Source organism: Flavobacterium piscis (assembly GCF_031457575.1).
Classification (GTDB): domain Bacteria; phylum Bacteroidota; class Bacteroidia; order Flavobacteriales; family Flavobacteriaceae; genus Flavobacterium; species Flavobacterium piscis_A.
Genome location: NZ_JAVDWQ010000016.1, coordinates 117,859 through 135,686, shown reverse-complemented (window position 1 = coordinate 135,686; position 17,828 = coordinate 117,859). Strand labels below are relative to the sequence as shown.

The 17,828-nt window shown below is 32.5% G+C and carries 16 protein-coding genes; 10 read left to right on the top strand and 6 right to left on the bottom strand.

All coding sequences use genetic code 11. The annotated features are described in order from the left end of the window. Window positions 1-357 (top strand): OmpA family protein (locus tag J2W48_RS18900; RefSeq protein WP_310283343.1); only part of this gene is annotated, 357 nt, incomplete at its 5' end. A 504-nt stretch (window positions 358-861) separates the two neighbouring features. Here the strand turns inward: J2W48_RS18900 and J2W48_RS18895 are convergent. After that, window positions 862-1,890: a hypothetical protein gene (locus tag J2W48_RS18895; RefSeq protein WP_310283342.1), complete on the bottom strand. Its 1,029-nt coding sequence runs from the start codon at window positions 1,888-1,890 to the stop codon at window positions 862-864. Between the two features lie 202 nt (window positions 1,891-2,092). Here J2W48_RS18895 and J2W48_RS18890 point away from each other — a divergent pair, with 202 nt between their 5' ends. The 8 genes from J2W48_RS18890 (at window position 2,093) to J2W48_RS18855 (ending at window position 9,015) form a co-directional block, all read left to right on the top strand. Further along, a complete protein-coding gene (locus tag J2W48_RS18890; RefSeq protein ID WP_310283341.1) occupies window positions 2,093-2,608 on the top strand; it encodes an RNA polymerase sigma factor in 516 nt (171 codons plus the stop codon). A gap of 49 nt (window positions 2,609-2,657) precedes the next feature. Then, window positions 2,658-3,557, top strand: coding sequence for a FecR family protein (locus J2W48_RS18885; RefSeq protein WP_310283340.1), 900 nt, complete (start codon window positions 2,658-2,660; stop codon window positions 3,555-3,557). Between the two features lie 27 nt (window positions 3,558-3,584). Beyond that, the gene (locus tag J2W48_RS18880; protein ID WP_310283339.1) at window positions 3,585-6,098 is read left to right on the top strand and encodes a TonB-dependent receptor; all 2,514 of its coding nucleotides are present in this window, start codon (window positions 3,585-3,587) and stop codon (window positions 6,096-6,098) included. Window positions 6,099-6,227: 129 nt separating this feature from the next. Beyond that, on the top strand, window positions 6,228-6,632 hold the full coding sequence (locus tag J2W48_RS18875; protein ID WP_310283337.1) for an OB-fold protein: 405 nt from the start codon (window positions 6,228-6,230) through the stop codon (window positions 6,630-6,632). Window positions 6,633-6,639: 7 nt separating this feature from the next. Further along, window positions 6,640-7,482: a DUF5777 family beta-barrel protein gene (locus J2W48_RS18870; protein ID WP_310283336.1), complete on the top strand. Its 843-nt coding sequence runs from the start codon at window positions 6,640-6,642 to the stop codon at window positions 7,480-7,482. A gap of 22 nt (window positions 7,483-7,504) precedes the next feature. Further along, a complete protein-coding gene (locus J2W48_RS18865; RefSeq protein WP_310283334.1) occupies window positions 7,505-7,891 on the top strand; it encodes a c-type cytochrome in 387 nt (128 codons plus the stop codon). Window positions 7,892-7,896: 5 nt separating this feature from the next. Further along, the gene (locus tag J2W48_RS18860) at window positions 7,897-8,451 is read left to right on the top strand and encodes a YceI family protein (protein WP_310283332.1); all 555 of its coding nucleotides are present in this window, start codon (window positions 7,897-7,899) and stop codon (window positions 8,449-8,451) included. Window positions 8,452-8,613: 162 nt separating this feature from the next. Further along, a complete protein-coding gene (locus J2W48_RS18855; protein WP_310283331.1) occupies window positions 8,614-9,015 on the top strand; it encodes a hypothetical protein in 402 nt (133 codons plus the stop codon). 8 nt (window positions 9,016-9,023) lie between these two features. Here the strand turns inward: J2W48_RS18855 and J2W48_RS18850 are convergent, their stop codons facing one another. The 3 genes from J2W48_RS18850 to J2W48_RS18840 all read right to left on the bottom strand — a co-directional run bounded on the left by J2W48_RS18850 (window position 9,024) and on the right by J2W48_RS18840 (window position 12,327). Then, window positions 9,024-9,854 carry a universal stress protein gene (locus J2W48_RS18850; protein WP_310283329.1) on the bottom strand — a complete coding sequence of 277 codons (831 nt, stop codon included), beginning with the start codon at window positions 9,852-9,854 and terminating at the stop codon, window positions 9,024-9,026. Window positions 9,855-9,924: 70 nt separating this feature from the next. Continuing rightward, entirely contained in the window at window positions 9,925-10,404 is a 480-nt protein-coding gene (locus J2W48_RS18845; RefSeq protein WP_310283327.1) for a hypothetical protein, read from the bottom strand. Window positions 10,405-10,770: 366 nt separating this feature from the next. Beyond that, window positions 10,771-12,327 carry a L,D-transpeptidase family protein gene (locus J2W48_RS18840; RefSeq protein ID WP_310283326.1) on the bottom strand — a complete coding sequence of 519 codons (1,557 nt, stop codon included), beginning with the start codon at window positions 12,325-12,327 and terminating at the stop codon, window positions 10,771-10,773. A gap of 341 nt (window positions 12,328-12,668) precedes the next feature. Between J2W48_RS18840 and J2W48_RS18835 the strand changes: the two genes are divergently transcribed. Beyond that, on the top strand, window positions 12,669-15,158 hold the full coding sequence (locus tag J2W48_RS18835; protein WP_310283325.1) for a cation-translocating P-type ATPase: 2,490 nt from the start codon (window positions 12,669-12,671) through the stop codon (window positions 15,156-15,158). A gap of 7 nt (window positions 15,159-15,165) precedes the next feature. On the opposite strand, the gene J2W48_RS18830 is transcribed toward J2W48_RS18835, so the two are convergent. Together J2W48_RS18830 and J2W48_RS18825 are read right to left on the bottom strand one after the other, a co-directional pair. Beyond that, complete coding sequence (locus J2W48_RS18830; RefSeq protein WP_310283323.1) at window positions 15,166-16,521, bottom strand: MBL fold metallo-hydrolase; 1,356 nt, start codon at window positions 16,519-16,521, stop codon at window positions 15,166-15,168. Window position 16,522: 1 nt separating this feature from the next. Beyond that, a complete protein-coding gene (locus tag J2W48_RS18825; RefSeq protein ID WP_310283322.1) occupies window positions 16,523-17,353 on the bottom strand; it encodes an ATP cone domain-containing protein in 831 nt (276 codons plus the stop codon). Window positions 17,354-17,828 lie beyond the last annotated feature (475 nt).

The following is a 17,828-nucleotide window of genomic DNA, read 5'->3' as shown; positions in this document are numbered from 1 at the left end:
ACCCTTGATATTCCTATTATTTATTTTGATTTGGATAAATCATTTATTCGCAATGATGCTGCTTTTGAGTTAGAGAAAGTTTTGGCTGTACTGAAGCAGTATCCTAAAATGAAAATAGATATTCGTTCTCATACTGATAGTAGACAAACTGAAAAATACAATATAGTTTTGTCTAACAAAAGAGCCAAAGCAACAATTGAATGGTTTGTGAAAAAGGGAATTTCGGTTTCCAGAATAACAGGTAAAGGATACGGAGAAAGTCAACTGGTAAATAAATGTACCGATAATGTTACTTGTACAGAAGCTGAACATCAATTAAACAGAAGAAGTGAATTTGTGATTGTTTCAATGCAATAAGAACTTTTTAATATTTAAAAAAATAATGCCCTCAAAAATAGACACTATTTTTAGGGCATTTTTTTATAGAAAGAAAAGTGAAGTGCAATTATGAATTAAAACTTCATTTTGTAAATAAAATTAAAAAATCGTTCAAAAAGAAATGACGTAAAGTAACTCTGGGATTTATAAATCAAAACGACAGGCAATTTTAGGACAAAACAATTATATAATTTAATCATATGAAATTTTATTGGTCCCAGTATAGTTACAGCTATGTACTTTAGTAGATTTTGCTCTAGCTTCTAAAAAAATATTAGCCACAAACTATACAAATTAATTAGTGCTAATTCGTGTAATTTGTGGCTAATAATTCTGATTTTGTACCAAAGGGTTTACAAAACCGATCAAATGTATTTTTATATATTGATCGGTTTTTTATTTTTATATTTTTGAATTATAGTTGTTTAACTTGTTTTTGTGGATCAATTCTAAATCCTGGGACCAAGCCATTGTTTGCTTGTATCAGATTTTATTCTTTTCAAAATAAAGATAATTAGTACTATTATTACTTACATTGCGTAATCGTATTTGCGAATTATTAAATTCAAACAACTTCCAGTCATTATTCAATTTACTTAGTAATTCTGTACTGAAAGCTACTTTTAATTCTCTAACGTTATTTTGTATTGTACTTTCCCATTGACCCGTTTCTGAAATCATTCCTTTAGTTGCTACTACCGATTTGTCACTTTTAAAGACAAATGAATAGCCACTATAAGAGGAGGTTTTATTTGAATCATCAAAAAAATAAGGTATTACCCAGGAACCTTTTGTTATTGTTTCTACAAAATCAAGTGATACAATGTTATTTTCCGGACAGTTATCAATAGCATATTTGATAGCATTTTCGAAATCTAAATTATTTGTTATTGATGTTGTTTGATAATTGTAATCCGATACAGAAATAGGATATTTTAAAGAAATATACTGACTGTCATTTAAATTTTTTATAAAATTAAAAAAGGCCTGATCACTTATAATCGATACAGAACTTGCTATTTGGTTGGCGCTGTTATAGATAGTAATTGTTATAGGATAATTGATGTTTAGTCCATTGATTTTGGATAAAAGATCCGGGTAAAGATTCCAATAATCAATCAAGGAATTAAAATCAGTTTCATCCGGAATAAATTTTTCGATGTAATTGTAGTATACCATTGTTACAGGAAAATCTATTTTTACAATATCATCATCGGTAGTATATGCATTGATATTATCTATTACTTTTTGATAATCTGCAGTGGTATTAACTGAAATGTTTACATTATTAACAGTAACGGTATAAGGGAGTTTTACAGTACAATAACTAGACCCGTCGATTATATTATCCTGCACTGTCCGAACCATAGCGACCCTTTGCAAATAGGTAGTAAGGGGAGAAACATTTGTGACCGTTCCTTGTGTATTAGAACCTTGTTCTTCTGTTTCACTTTGGCAGGACACGAAGAACAAGAAAATCACTATTGATAAATATTTGTTTAAAGGGAACATATTTATATTTTTACAAAGGTAATAAAATTAAAAGAAACTGTTTCTTTTATAAATTGGACATCAAGTGTTTCGGTTTCATTTTTGTATCTCTAATTATCACAAGAAAATAATATGTAATACTTCTATAAAACAATCAGCTTTACTTTTACCCTACTTAAACTAAAAACAAATACTTTTGTAACATACAAATTGAAAAATCTAAATGCCAAATAAAATCCAATCAAACACTTGTGACGAAATAATCTTTTCGTATTTTTTTAAAAGTCAGGTAAAAGCACTTCGAAATTTTCTTTTTTACAAATTTGGCAATATAGACCAGGCAGAAGATTTAGCACAGGAAGCATTTATTAAACTTTGGCAAAACTGTGGTTCTGTACCAATAGAAAAAGCAAAATCATATATTTATACGATTGCAAATAATAGCAGTCTCAACGAAATCGCACACCAGAAAGTTGTTTTGAAATATGAAAAAAACTTTACTGGTTTAGATAAAACAAATGAAAATCCGGAATATCTGCTGGAGGAAAAACAATTTCAATCGAAACTATTGAAAGCTATTGAAAACCTGAACGAAAAACAACGTATTGCCTTTTTGATGCATCGAATTGATGGAAAAAAATACAGCGAAATTGCCTTGGAATTAAACATTAGCATAAAGGCAGTAGAAAAACGCATTCATTTGGCTTTATTAAGCTTACGTAAAGAAATTGAAATATAAAAGTAGGGTAAATTTAGTTCCAGTTGTTTAATAATATAATACTAGCATAATGAAAAAAGATCGCTTATTAGCAAAATGGCTTAATAATGATTTGTCAGAAGATGAATTAGCTGAATTTAAGGCAAGTCCCGATTTTGAAAAATACCAGAAGATAAAAAATTACACAAACCATTTGGAGGTAGATGATTTGGATGAAAACACCATGTTGTCGAACATTCTTAAGCAGAAAAAAGCGACTCCAAAAGTGGTTCCTTTATACAAAAAGTGGGTGTTTCGAGCAGCTGCTGTCTTTGTTTTAGCCCTTGGAATTACCTTTGCATTGAAAATTTTTGTACCCCAAACGCAAACAGCAAATTTTGGAGAAAAAACAACTTTTTCATTACCTGATAATTCCGAAGTGGTACTAAACTCCGGTTCTGAAATAAACTATAAAAAGTGGAACTGGAATAACGAGAGACACCTTGAACTAAAAGGAGAAGCTTATTTCAGGGTATCCAAAGGAAGACGATTTGAAGTACTGACCAGTCTTGGAAAAGTATCAGTTTTAGGAACTCAATTTAACGTTAAAGCCCGAAAAAACAGATTTGATGTGGTGTGTTATGAAGGACGTGTAAAGGTAAATTATGCAAACACCCAAATTCTATTAACACACGGACAAAGCGTTAGTTTTGAAAACGGAAAACAAATTAAAATGAGAATACATTCATTGAAACCAGAGTGGATGGACAATCAAATATGTTTTCATAAAGAAAATATTAAATCCCTTTTAGATGAAGTTCAAAGACAATACAATATTACGATCGAATTAAATACAAACGATACAACTTCCCTGTTTACAGGAAAATTACCTACTAAAGACCTGGATGCAGCCTTGCAAATTATTAGTACAACCTATCATTTAGAGGCTAAAAGAATATCAAAAAATAAAATAATTTTTGACGAAAAATAAATGTTGCGCCCCAAACAATTTCATTTTTTGTTTTATGTTTTTTTTCTTGCCCTGAACCTTTATGCTCAGGACAAAGGAAAAGTGATGTCTTTAAAAAACATCATAATTGAAATTGAGCAACAGCATCAGGTAAATTTTAATTACACTGAGGATAATGTTGCAGGCCTCCAATTAATTCCTCCCAAAAAATCATTTTCTTTAGATCAAAAACTGCAATATCTTGCCAAAAGAACCAATTTGTCTTTTGAAAATTTAGGAAATAAATTCATTAATATTTATAAAAAGGATAATGAATCCAAAATAACCTGCGGATACGTTTTTTCAAATACGGATGAAAAACCTATTGAAGATGCTAATATTCATTTGGCAAACAACACTCAGATTACAACAGATTCAAACGGTTATTTTGAATTTGAAAAAGGCTCTGGAAATAATTTTTCGATTAGTCACATCGGATTTAGAACTCTAAAAATGGTGAAAGGTAATTCAGATTCTAAAAATTGTCTCAAAATAATATTAGAACCTGAAGTTACTGAACTTGAAGAAATCAGAACCAATCCTATTCTGGCTTCAGGTATTTCTAAAAGCAACGATGGTTCTTTTGAAATTAAACCCAAGAAATTTGGTATTCTGCCAGGACTTATCGAAGCCGATGCCTTGCAAACGATGCAGCAAATCCCAGGTGTAAACAGCATCGATGAAAGTGTGTCGAGCATCAATGTTCGTGGCGGTACACATGATCAAAATTTGTTTTTATGGAACGGGATACGGATGTTTCAAACGGGGCATTTTTTTGGTTTAATATCGGTCTTTAATCCCAATTTGGCACACACTATTTCTATCTGTAAAAACGGGAGTTCAGCTTTTTACGGAGAAAGTGTATCGAGTGTAGTGGCTATTTCTTCTACGCCTGGAACAGTAGAAAAAAATACTTTTAGTGCAGGAATCAACATGATCAATGCCGATATTTATGCGAAATACAATTTGTCAAAAAAGAGTTATATTGAAATTTCAGCACGAAAATCCATCACTGATTTTGCAGAGACTCCAACGTATAAAGAATATTTTAATAAAGTATTTCAAAACACCACTATCACGGAATTTTCTCAAAACCAAAACCAAAATACCAATTATCAAAGTGATAAAAAATTTGGGTTCTATGATGCGACTCTTAAATACGCTCAAAAGATAGGGCTCAAAGATCAACTAATACTTGATTTAATAACCATACAAGACAATCTAAAGGTCTTTCAAAGTGCGACTTCGGACAATACAATCAAATCGGAAAACAATGTTCTGCGCCAACAAAATTATGGTGGAAATTTATCATGGAAGAGAAACTGGAATAACTTTAATATCACTAAAATCAATATTTATAACTCTTCGTATAAACTTTTGGGTACCCAGAAAACTACTAATGAAAACCAGATCGTTAATCAGGAAAATACAGTTAAGAATAATGGGATTAATTTGGAAAACAATCATACAATTAATTCTAAATTTAGCTTTAATGACGGATATCAGTTTAATGAAATAGGTATTATCAATTTTGAGCAGGTAAACAATCCTGATTTTTATCGAAAAACCAAAGATGTTTTAAGAACCCATGCCTTAATTTTGGAAGGCAAATACAATGATACACTTTCGAGAATAATATTGAATGCCGGAATACGATTGAATTATATTGAAAAGTTCCAAAAATATATTCCTGAACCGCGTATACAGCTTAACTATGGAATCAACAAAAGTCTAAATTTAGAACTGTTGGGCGAACTAAAAAGCCAAAATTCCCAACAAATTATTGATTTGCAAAAAGATTATTTCGGTATCGAAAAAAGACGCTGGATTATCTCCAATAATACCACAATTCCAATACAAAGAAGCAGGCAAATATCACTGAATTTATTCTACAAAAAAAATGACTGGTTGTTTGATATAGAAAATTTTTATAAAAAAGTGGCTGGAATTACAACATCGAGCCAGGGTTTTCAAAATCAATTAGAGTTTATTAAAACAACTGGCGATTATGAAGTTTGGGGATCAGAAATGCTGGTTCAAAAAAAAATGAATCACTTTCTTACTTGGTTAAGTTATACTTATAATCACAATAATTATCATTTTTTTAATTACGAGTATCCCATTTTTCCTAACAACTTTGAGGTAATACATACCGCATCGTGGGCAGGAATTTATGAGAAAAACAATTTTAAAATTGCTTTGGGGACAAAATGGACATCGGGCAGACCAAAAACTTCTCCTGATAACTCCCAAATTGACGATTCAAATCCTGTACTGGTTTATAACAAGCCTAATAATACCAATTTGCATATTTTTTCGCAGGTTAACTTTTCCTCAACTTATAAGTGGGAAACTTCAAATGGAATTCAATACAAATTAGGAATATCCATTTTAAATATCTTAAACAGAAAAAATGAAATCAGCGAATATTATAGAATAAGTTCTTTAACAAATTCTATAGAGGAGGTTGAAACATTTGCTCTGCAAAGAACTCCAAATCTGAGTTTTAGAGTTTTATTTTAATTTTTTTATACAAGGGTTTTAAAAAGACCTGTACTTCCCCTTAATTTTTTTTTATAAAATAACAATTCTTTGGTAGGGTAATCTGCATCAAAGCTGTTTTACTATTGAACCCTGTCAAAAGAATAAATTATGAAAAGAAAAAAAATAGTATTTGTAATTGTGTCCGTAGTATTATTGGCTTCAGCAGGCATTTATTTTTATTACGGATTTCTCTTTAAGGAAGCACGGAATATAGCATCAGAAATGCCGGATTTCAGTGTAGCAGCTACAAAACTGATAGAAGATTATAAATCAAATCCAGAAAAAGCAGATTCATTATATCTCAATAAAACTATTGAAATAACGGGTAAGGTAACAAAGGAAACAGATTCTGTGATTATACTTGAAAATGCTGTTTTCTGTTTGTTCACTCAAAAAATAAAAGAGGAACTTATAAATAATAAGATAACGGTTAAAGGCAAATGTATTGGTTATGATGAACTATTTCAAGAGGTTAAATTAGATCAATGCACTATTAATAAACAAAACAATTAATCAATTTATGAAGAAATTTTTAGTCCCAGTCTGCCTTTTTTTGGCTACCATGACATATTCGCAAGATGATTTACTGAACAGTCTTGATACAGTTCAGGAAGAAGAAAGTTATTCTACAGCAACTTTTAAAGCTTTACAGCTGGTAACATTACAGACAACAAAAATGCCTGCAAAAAAAGAGTTCTATTTTGTTGTCTCTCATCGTTTTGGCACTGTTAAAGATGGTCTGGATAGTTTTTTTGGTCTTGATAACGCCACTACAAAACTTGGAGGTATTTATGGAGTTACAGATTGGTTATCAGTTAGCCTTTCCAGACATACATTAAACAAAATGTATGAGACCGGAGTGAAATACCGAATGATGAGACAAGACGCTAATTTTCCTGTAGATATTGTTGGGTACAGTGTTGCGGATATTAATACATTTTTAGAAAAGGATCAATATCCCGGATTAAAATTTAAGCACCACATGACGTATGTGCAGCAGTTATTAATATCAAGAAAAGTGAATGAAAAACTGTCATTAGAATTAGTGCCGTCATTTTTACATAAAAATCTTTACAATCCGGCAATCGAAAATGATGATCAATTCTCATTTGGAGGAGGAGGTCGTTATAAAATTACCAAAAGATTATCACTCAACTTAGAGTATATGCACAATTTTGATAAACCTAATTTTTATAAAAATCCATTGTCAGTAGGTCTGGATGTAGAAACAGGCGGACACGTTTTTCAACTAATATTTACCAATTCACAATCCATGAGTGAGAGTGGATACCTCACAAATGCATCTGGAGAATGGGGTAAAGGAGATTTCTTTTTCGGATTTAACTTATACAGAGTATTTTAATAACCACAAACAAATAAAAATTATGAAAAAAATAATAGCCCTTACAATTTTACTGGCAGCATTTGCAAGCTGTAGTGATTCTGATACATTTCAGGATATCGAAACGCCGCCAGAAACAGGAACACCACCTCCGGGTCCGGATCCGGTAGTCACAATTAGCTATTCTAAAAATGTGAAATCAATTATTGATGGCAATTGTATAGGCTGTCACCAAAGTGGAAGATCTGCAGCTTTCAGGCCTTTAACTACTTATGCAGAGGTTAAAGCAGCAGTTGAAAATGCTGGATTATTAAATAGAATTCAACTGCAAAATGGTCAGCAGGGACTTATGCCTCAAGGAGGAAGAATGTCTCAGGCAAATATTGATTTAATTGTAAAATGGAATACTGACGGACTAAAAGAAGATTAATCATTATGAAAAAACTACTTATTAATTTCTTTGTATTACTGTTGATTATTGTTGTAAATACAGATGGGTTTGCACAAAAACTGATAACAAAAACAGGGAGTATAAAATTTCAGGCTTCTATGCCTTCCTATGAAGAAGTTGCTGCTGAAAATAAAAGTGTGTCTGCAGTTTTAGAGCAATCAACCGGAGATTTCGCCGCTTTGGTTCTTATAAAAGGTTTTCGGTTTAAAGTTGCCTTAATGGAAGAGCATTTTAACGAAAATTATATGGAATCTGAAAAGTTTTCAAAAGCAACGTTAAAAGGTAAAATAGAAGATTTTGATATTTCTAAAATTACAAATACATCTAAAAATTTTACTTTAAAAGGAGATCTTACCATTCACGGAAAAACAAAACCTGTGTCAGTTATCGTAAAAGTTTCGAAAGCAGCCAATGGAGTAAACACTATTGGTTCATTTGAAGTAAAACCTGAAGATTTTGATATAGAAATACCGGGTATGGTCAGAAAAAAAATTGCTGATAAAATAAAAATCACTTACAGTTTTTTATTGATTAAATAATCGTTTTTAATAGATTAATGTTTAGCTAATAGGTGTAACTACCCATAAATAGTAGCTAAATAAATTCCCTTTTTGATTTGGAAAATCTTTAAACATGACTAATGTTATGAGGTCAGTTCACACCAGGCTGACCTTTTTTTTAACAATCCTAACTAAATTTAAATGATTAGCAAAAATTATGTTGTTGCCGGAGAGGACGTAAATGATGTTATGGTAATGGAAAGTACCGCGTACATTTCATATACGCTTAGATTATTGTATCATTTTTTGTTTGATAATGGATTTTCAAAAGAGAAACTAAACGCTTTGCATCTAGGTTTGCAAGAAGGAAATCATGTATTGGTTTCTTATAAAAATCTGATGTTTACCGAACCTTTTTTTGTTAAAATGGAAAACTGCTATATAGACGACAAAATCAAAATTAAAAGCTGCTTTTTCAACTCAAAAAACGAATGCTGCGCAGAAGTTACTAAAGAAGTAGAGTGGTTTGACCCTATTCGAAGAGAAGTTATCGCCTCTCCTAAACAAATTCTGAAGCATTTTAATTCGAATACCAGATTGTAAGCCTCTTACTATTTTCGAAATACAAGCACTGGTGTTTTAGTGTCGAAGCCTTTTTCAGAAGTTTTAATGGATTGAAACAGCAGCTCAAACCAGCTTCGGTCTTCTTTGGCAAACATGGTTATTATAGATGGTTTGATTTTTATAATGTCAATCTGCAGGTGCCGCAATAAAGATATTTCAGGGTTTAGCTTCTTTAGATGAAAAGAAACCTTATCAGATTTAAATTTATGCTCTATTTTATTTAATTTTTTATGGATTTCATCCACTTCTGTAAAATAATCATAATGATATACAGTAATAGGGGCATTAAATGCAGCAGCAAATTTTTTGATCAACGGCAGCTCAATATTTATATTTTCAATATCAGAGGGATATAGAACAGAATTTAAATGCTTCATTCTGTAATATTTTGGTACGACCAGAACCGGAACCGGAGAATCGCGTAAGATTTTAGAAGTATGACTGCCTAACAGCTTATGCACCAGACCGCCTCCTCTTGTACTCATACAAATGTAATCTGCCTTAATTCTTTTTGCACAATCAAGAATAGCTTCATTTACATCTAATTTATTTTCTGCTATATAATTTATTTTACCAGGTTGCTTACTGGTTTGTTTGTATAGGGTGTGTATAAATTTTATGAGTTTTTGTTCTTGTAGTTTATTATGAGGTTCAGGAAGACCGATAAAAGTAACAGCTGCAAAGGGATCAATAATAAATGAAGTATTTACATACAGGAAAGTAAGTTCATATTCTGTCTGGGAGGCAAGTTGAATGGCAAAACGAATAGCTGCTTTGGAGTCGTAAGATAAGTCAGTTGTAACAAGTATTTTTTTCATGTTTTCGAAGATTTTTGTGCTGCTCATCGAGCCGATTTTTTATAAATTTAAGAGAAATATGAGTGCATAGTTAATGTGAGGCAAATTTCATTTCGTTTACATACAGGTTTAGTTTTTTCCATTGTTTATGATTGATTTTAGTGGTATCAATACCTGTAGTCCAGTCAAGTCCGGGGAATAATTTTAACCTGTTTATAACACGTTTTTTGTATCCAAAAGAAAAACGATCACCCCGCATCTGGAATTCTATAGCTTTGTTATCATTGGATATGTTTTGGTAGAGGATTGTTTGTGTTTTCCAGTCACCGCCCCAGGTTAAAAATGATTTTATAAAGCATAAAATCCCAACAATTAATGTTGCAAACAACCTTGATTTTGTATTTTTTAATTTCCCAAAAGCTTGTCCTATTATAAAAATAAATGTAATTGATGCTGTCAATAAGATTATAAAATGTACTATCGAATTATTAATATATAAAGCCGTGTAGCGATTCATAAATAGTATAGTTGTTGTAATTAAGAATACGGTGTAAATTGTCAGGGTTTTCATTGTTTGTAGTGTTTTATAAATTTTGTAAGTCGTAATTTAAATCTTTCTCGTAAGCTTTTCAGTCTTTCCTGTTTTGTCTGAACAGATAAATCATCATGATTACTACAACAATGCCAGTAAAGGTTAATATGATCCAGCTTGGTTCCATAGTATTTAATTTTTTTATATTTATGTTGTTCGCCTTAACCTTTAGATCTAAGGTAAGATTTTCATATTCAATGTAATTGTCTTTAAATTACTTTAGATTTATTTGGTAAAATTGCATTAAAACATAGAAATAGAAAATGATTTTTGATGTTTTTTTATTTATATCTAATTGATTATTAATATGTAGTGGTTTTTTTAAAATAAATATCAGTACAGAGATCATTCACTAAAAAGCATTCGGGCAAGATTGTTATCTCGATTGTATATGTCATTGTAAAACGCAATATTTTCGTTTTGATCTGCCCATGCAGTAAAATAGGCTATGTATACAGGAATTGTTTCTTTGAGTACGTAGATCGATTCTTTTCCTGAATGCATTGCAGCGTTTACTTTTTCAGGAGTCCATTTGGCTTCTTTTTCCATAATTGTCAATGCTAATTCATGTGCTTTTTCTACTCGTATGCATCCATGGCTGTAAGCCCTTTTTTCATTTTTAAAAAGAGATTTCATCGGGGTGTCATGCAGATAAATATTATTTGAATTAGGAAATATAAATTTAACAAGACCTAATGCATTGCCAGGCCCTGGTTTTTGTCTGATCCTTCCATTATGCCATTCCATATTTTGACTTTGTAGATAATCTGGATTTTTTTTGAGTTTAGGCAAAATTTCTTTTTGATAAATACTATTGGGCACATTCCAATAAGGAGCAAAGGCGATATAGCTTATTTTTCCACTAAAAACCGTGGTTTTATTAAATTCCTTTCCTACTATAACTTTAGATATAAGGTATGGTTTTGAGTCACGAAAATAGAACAGCCTGAATGAAGGTATATTAACAGCTATATATTCTTTAGCATCATTTATTTTGGGACTGATCCATCGGCATCGCTCCATATTTACAGAAATAGTTTTTATACGATCCTCTACAGAAACATTCAGCAATTTGATTAGATCAGGAGTGATTTTGTGTTCAAAATTTCGATTCTGGGTATTTTCATATTTGATGACTCCGGATAAAACTGTTTTATCGAATAACAGATTTCCAGAATCCAGATCTATATAACCTTCTGTAAATAATCTGGTTCTGACTTGTTGAACCGTTATTGAAGAATCACCTTCCTGTAGTGATTTAATGCCTTTATCAGGTTTGATTTGTATCCAGCCCCCGTTTTTCTCTATTTCAATATATTTTTTCAATGCTTTTTTAAGTGCATAATATTGATTAAAATAGTCATGGTTGAACTCTTTTTTAAATTCTAAATTTTTTATTATCGTATCCAGATAAGCATTATAAGGTGTTTTTTCTCTTGGGAGATGCCAGCCTGTTTGCGTACTATTTTCCTCAGTAAGTCCATTAAAAACTTTATCGGTATAAAAAAAATACATTGAGCTCATTAGTAATTCTGATTCAAGATTAATTTTGGGATCTGGATCGTATTGAAAAATCTGATCAAGCTCAGATTGATACGGGATATTTATATGAAGTCCCTCTTCATTAATCTGCCCAATACGGGTATAGAATGCATAGGCAAATTCACTAATGCCGTTTTGGTCATACCAAATGTAATTTACGTGTTTTTTATAAAGTTGTTTTACCTGATTTTGGAACGATCTTAATTTGGGATATTTTTTAAAAAATGCCTGAATTTTAGTGGTATCAATTTCATTTAAAATAATTTCCTGATTGTATTTAAAGGGCGCTTTTACTATGGTTTGTGAAGCCATTGAAAAAGTACTATAAATGAAAATGACTAATAAAAAGATATGTTTCATTTTTTAAGGGTGTAATTATTTTGGTCAAATGGTAACGTAATTGAATTTATTCAATTTTGTACTTTGATCTTTAAAAATTGTGTTGTTTAATTTCATATTAAAAGTAGACAGCAATGAGGAAAATAAAAATGATATTAATCAGGTTTTATGGAATATTTTATTAGCATAATGTAGTGAATATCATATGGTTTTATTCAGATATGAACTAATTTAGTTTAGTGTTTGCTCTGGCTAAAATCACTTCCCGAGAGTGAAATTATTTTCGGCAGTTTTTTAAACGAAAACTTATTTCGTATCTTTTACGGTAATTTAGGTAATACTAATTTTATCTAAAATATTCTATGAACACAAAAGAACAGGAATTAAAAGGACTAAGTTTTGATGAAGTAGTTGAGTTTAGAAAAAAATTTGGAATCAATAAGTATAGTTACAAAAAAGAGAATACATTTTTAGCTTTTCTAAAAAGCATTTTTGCAGAACCAATGGTTCTTTTATTGCTCGTAGCCTCAGGAATATATTTTATCAATAAGCAATACAGTGACGCTATATTTCTTACAGTCTCAATTTTATTAATTGTTGCAATATCACTTTATCAGGAAAAAAGGAGCCGAAATGCTTTGGTAAAACTTCAGGAATTTACACAGCCTTTATGCAAAGTTATTCGCGAAGGACAGCAATATATTAAAACGCAGGATATTGTGGTTGGAGATCTGGTAATTATTGAAGAAGGCGGTTTGGTTCCTGCTGACGGTGTCATCGTGCGTTCGAATGATTTTTCAGTAAATGAATCGATACTTACCGGCGAGTCTATGGCGGTTTTTAAGGATAATGAAAAAGAAGATAATAAGGTTTTTTCAGGAACTACCGTTGCCAGCGGATTGGCTATCTTTAAAGTAACTGAGATTGGAAACCAGACACGATTAGGTAAAATAGGCAGTAGTCTTGAGGCTATTGCTGAGGAGAAAACACCATTAGAACTTCAGATTGGGAATTTTATAAAAAAAATGGTTTTTGCCGGGGCATTGGTGTTCATTTTGGTCTGGGGTATCAACTATTCAAGAATAGGCAACGTTCTGGAGAGTCTTTTGATGGCACTTACATTGGCAATGAGCATTTTACCGGAAGAGATTCCGGTTGCTTTCACAACATTTATGGCACTTGGAGCCCGCAGACTTATGAAGATGGGCATTGTGGTTAAACAAATGAAAACGGTAGAAACATTAGGCAGTGCTACAGTAATCTGTACGGATAAGACAGGTACACTCACCCAAAATAAAATGGAATTGGCAAGGCTTTATCTGCCTTCAGGTTCAGAGGCTGCGGTACATACTTTTAGAGAATTAAAAGAAACAGAAGAACTCATTACAACCGCTATGTGGGCAAGCGAGCCAATAGCTTTTGATCCAATGGAGATTGCCCTGCATAAAACGTATAAAAAATTTACTGATAAAGATCTGACGGTCATTTTTAAAATGGTTCATGAATATCCTTTATCAGGCAAACCGCCTATGATGACCCACGTGTTTGAAGACGCAATTGGCAATCGTATTATTGCTGCAAAAGGGGCACCTGAAGCTATTTTAGAGGTATGCCATTTTTCATCCGAAGAAAAAGAAACTGTAACAATTGCTATGGATGAACTAACGAGTAAAGGTTACAGGGTACTTGGTGTTGCGAAAGGAAATTTGCAAGGGAATAGTTATCCGAAAACGCAGCAAGAAATTCCATTTATATTTAAAGGTTTAGTTGCTTTTTATGATCCTCCTAAAGATAATATTGCGCAGGTACTGCAGTCTTTTTATACAGCAGGAATAAAAGTAAAGATCATTACCGGTGATAATGCCCGTACCACAAATGCCATTGCTCAGCAGATCGGGTTTCGGGGTTTTGATGAGTCTATTACAGGAGATGAACTCATGAAGTTGAGCGATGCAGAGCTACAAAGTAAAGTAATGGATATTAATGTATTTAGCCGAATGTTTCCGGATGCCAAACTAAGAATTGTTAATGCCCTGAAAGCTAACGGACAAATTGTTGCCATGACAGGAGATGGTGTAAATGATGGACCTTCGCTCAAGGCAGCTCACATTGGGATTGCGATGGGAAAAAAAGGTACGGCAATAGCAAAAGATGCCGCTTCGCTTATTCTTGTAGAAGATGATCTTTCTAAAATGGCAGATGCTGTAGCCATGGGCAGAAAAATTTATACGAATCTAAAAAAGGCTATTCAGTATATTATATCGATCCATATACCTATCATCCTGATTGTTTTTCTTCCACTTGCTTTAGGCTGGATTTATCCCAATATATTCAGTCCGCTTCATGTAATTCTGCTTGAGCTTATTATGGGGCCAACCTGTTCGATAATATATGGGAATGAACCTGCTGAAGCAGATACAATGGAAAGGGGCCCAAGACCTTTAACGTCAACATTTTTTAATGCAAAAGAACTTATAATAAGTATTTTTCAAGGAATTGTTATCACCTTAGGAGTCTTATTTATATATCAGTGGTCTGTACATAATCACTGGGATGAAGACAGGACACGAAGTATGGTTTTTTTGACTTTAATAACAGCCAATATTGTACTGACGCTTGTCAACAGATCTTTTTATTATTCATTATGGGTAACGCTGGGATATAAAAATATCCTGGTTGGTATCATAATAGGTTTTACAGTACTTTTATCTATACTGTTATTTACAATACCTTTTTTACGTTATCTGTTTGATTTTGGAGTAATTACATTTTTTCAATTATTTTTATGTTTTTTGGTAGGTTCATTATCCGTATTATGGTTTGAAGGAGTAAAATATTTCAGAAGAAGATAAAGGAAGCTTAAATTTCTATTTCACTTCCCATTAATGGTACACTGCACTTGAAACCATAGTGATCCTGGATTTTAATTCGCAGTTCATCTGCCGGGAGATTTTCGCCATGAACCAAATAGATACATTTTGGGACATTTTGAAGGGCAGAAAGCCAGTTTAAAAGATCTTGCTGATCCCCATGCGCAGAGAGTCCTTCGATTTGTAATATCTTGGCTTTTACGGAATAATATTTTCCATATATTTTAATTTCAGCAGCCCCTTCAAGAAGTTTTCTTCCACGAGTACCTTCTGCCTGATAGCCTACAATTATAACAGTAGTTTTTTCAAGACCTATATAATGCTTAAAATAAGACAATACCCGTCCTCCGGTAACCATTCCGCTTGCAGCAATAATTACTTTAGGCTGAGGGTCTTCAATAATGCGCATGGTTTGTTCAACTTCAGAAACTATTCTAAACATTTTACACATTTCATGACAGTCATTAGCCGAGAGTTTATGCCATTGCATATTCTCCAGAAATATATCCAGCACACCAGAGCCCATTGGGGTATCAAGGATATAAGGGATATTTGGGATTCTACCCTCTGTTCTGAGCTGCCATATAAGGTACATTATTGATTGTGCCCTTTCTACAGCAAACCCCGGAATAATTACGGTTCCTTTTTGTTCTATAGTTGTATTGATATAAGTTTCCAGCTGTTTCTTTACATCGAGTTCAGGATGCAGGCGATTGCCATAGGTGCTTTCTAAAAAGAGATAGTCGGCCATTACAGGCTTTGTTGGCGGAAACATCAATACATCATCATTGCGTCCTATATCACCGGAAAAAACCAAAGTTTTACCCTCAAGAGTCAGCGTAATACTGCACGCACCTATAATATGTCCTGCTGTTGAAAAAATTGCAGCAATATCATTGTCTATGGCTACTGATATATAGGGCTGTATGACTTTAAAAAATGGAAAAACAGTTTCAGCCTGCTGTACTGTATAGAGTGGCTCTGCCTTTGCATGTTTAGAATAATGTTCTTTGTTGGCTTTATTGGCTTCCTCTTCCTGAATTTTGGCACTGTCTAAAAGAACAAGCCTGGCCACAGCTTTGGTAGGACCGGTGCAATATATTTTTCCTGTAAATCCTTGGGCAACCAGTCGTGGCAGCCAGCCACAATGATCAAGATGACCATGGGTAAGCAGGACATAATCTATCGTAGAGGGCAAAACAGGCAATGGCTCCCAATTGAGTTCTCGTAGTGCCTTTAGCCCCTGAAAGAGCCCGCAGTCAACCAATATTCTGATACCGTTGCTTTCTATAAGCGTTTTTGAACCTGTAACGGTTCCCGCACCTCCTATAAATTTTATTTTCATTTTAAATATAATTACAAATTTGTGAAGCTTCTTTCAATACATTTCTGATTCTATTTTGACTAAGCCCGATTTTATGAAGACTTTTGGAGTCATTAATAAGATCTTTTACAAATATTTGATCCAGAATAAGCAATTTCTCCTTTTCAGCCATTGATAGTGTTGTGAGACAGGTAATAGGATAGAGTCCTCCTTTATCTATTTTATTTTTAATGTTATTATCCTGAGGATAGTCCCAGCTTAAAAGGGAGATTCCACTGCAGTTCGCGAAATTTTCAGCATCTTTTGTAAATCGGTTGTTTGTAACTATTATGCAGTAATTAATAGTTTCGTTATTAGAAAAAATAGTATGCTGTTTCACTTTAAGATCATTAAAACGCGAAAGGATATACATAGGAACTTTCACATCCGAAGAACCTTCTCTGGTATTGTGAAATTTACATTCAATCATCCAAATCATATTATCTTTTTTCAGTATTACATCTACTTCATGCGAAACACATTTTCCCTGCAGGGTTATGTTGGTTCTGGTCTTAAATCCTTCGGCCGCATACAATCTTGAAATAAATTTTTCAAAGAAAAAACCAGCGGGGCCAAGCATTTGTAGTGAGTAGCGTAGGTTATAGCGTGCTGCATGTGCGTTTGATGCTTTTTTTAAAAAAGCAAACACCAATTTGTATATTTCTTTGGTTGTTATACCTTCATATATTTGGTTTTGTATTTGTTCAAGGGATTCTTTGATAAGGGCAGGGGCAGCTCCGGATTTTTGAAGAGAAAGTTTTAATTTTTCTATGTCGAAAGGCACAATATGCCCTGAGTCCTTAATTACTTTCATGTTGTCATTATATACTATCTAAATTAGACATTTATTAAATTCCTGAACCAAAATTATAGCAGATTATCGGTAGAAACCATGATAAAAATCATTTTATAAGGTAATTCTTATTATAACAAAGGATTGATTTCCTGTTTTTATTGAGTTTATTTTAAATTAGATTGCATTCTGTTCTGTTTGTTAATACTTTGTTGATTTTTTTAGGAAGGATTTAAATTTTAAAAATCTGATCTTTTTTATTCTTCCCGGATTACTACTCCTGCCGGTTTAAGTAATTTTTGTCCAATTATCACTTTAGAGTTTACAGGAACCGGGATTTCCTGATTTTTGAAAGAATAATTAAAACTATACCTGATACATAAGTGTTGCAATCTTACGGACTCTCAGTCTGCCAACCAAATCTAGGGACTGAAAACCCATAGGTTTAGTAATTGTGAGGAATTATTCATGATTACGGATAATTTTTTTAAAACTA

Excerpts from the sequence above, each read along its gene's own strand:
- J2W48_RS18895 (WP_310283342.1), bottom strand. The coding sequence starts at position 1,890 with ATGTTCCCTTTAAACAAATATTTATCAATAGTGATTTTCTTGTTCTTC.
- J2W48_RS18890 (WP_310283341.1), top strand. The coding sequence starts at position 2,093 with ATGCCAAATAAAATCCAATCAAACACTTGTGACGAAATAATCTTTTCG.
- J2W48_RS18885 (WP_310283340.1), top strand. The coding sequence starts at position 2,658 with ATGAAAAAAGATCGCTTATTAGCAAAATGGCTTAATAATGATTTGTCA.
- J2W48_RS18875 (WP_310283337.1), top strand. The coding sequence starts at position 6,228 with ATGAAAAGAAAAAAAATAGTATTTGTAATTGTGTCCGTAGTATTATTG.
- J2W48_RS18870 (WP_310283336.1), top strand. The coding sequence starts at position 6,640 with ATGAAGAAATTTTTAGTCCCAGTCTGCCTTTTTTTGGCTACCATGACA.
- J2W48_RS18865 (WP_310283334.1), top strand. The coding sequence starts at position 7,505 with ATGAAAAAAATAATAGCCCTTACAATTTTACTGGCAGCATTTGCAAGC.
- J2W48_RS18860 (WP_310283332.1), top strand. The coding sequence starts at position 7,897 with ATGAAAAAACTACTTATTAATTTCTTTGTATTACTGTTGATTATTGTT.
- J2W48_RS18855 (WP_310283331.1), top strand. The coding sequence starts at position 8,614 with ATGATTAGCAAAAATTATGTTGTTGCCGGAGAGGACGTAAATGATGTT.
- J2W48_RS18850 (WP_310283329.1), bottom strand. The coding sequence starts at position 9,854 with ATGAAAAAAATACTTGTTACAACTGACTTATCTTACGACTCCAAAGCA.
- J2W48_RS18845 (WP_310283327.1), bottom strand. The coding sequence starts at position 10,404 with ATGAAAACCCTGACAATTTACACCGTATTCTTAATTACAACAACTATA.
- J2W48_RS18840 (WP_310283326.1), bottom strand. The coding sequence starts at position 12,327 with ATGAAACATATCTTTTTATTAGTCATTTTCATTTATAGTACTTTTTCA.
- J2W48_RS18835 (WP_310283325.1), top strand. The coding sequence starts at position 12,669 with ATGAACACAAAAGAACAGGAATTAAAAGGACTAAGTTTTGATGAAGTA.
- J2W48_RS18830 (WP_310283323.1), bottom strand. The coding sequence starts at position 16,521 with ATGAAAATAAAATTTATAGGAGGTGCGGGAACCGTTACAGGTTCAAAA.
- J2W48_RS18825 (WP_310283322.1), bottom strand. The coding sequence starts at position 17,353 with ATGAAAGTAATTAAGGACTCAGGGCATATTGTGCCTTTCGACATAGAA.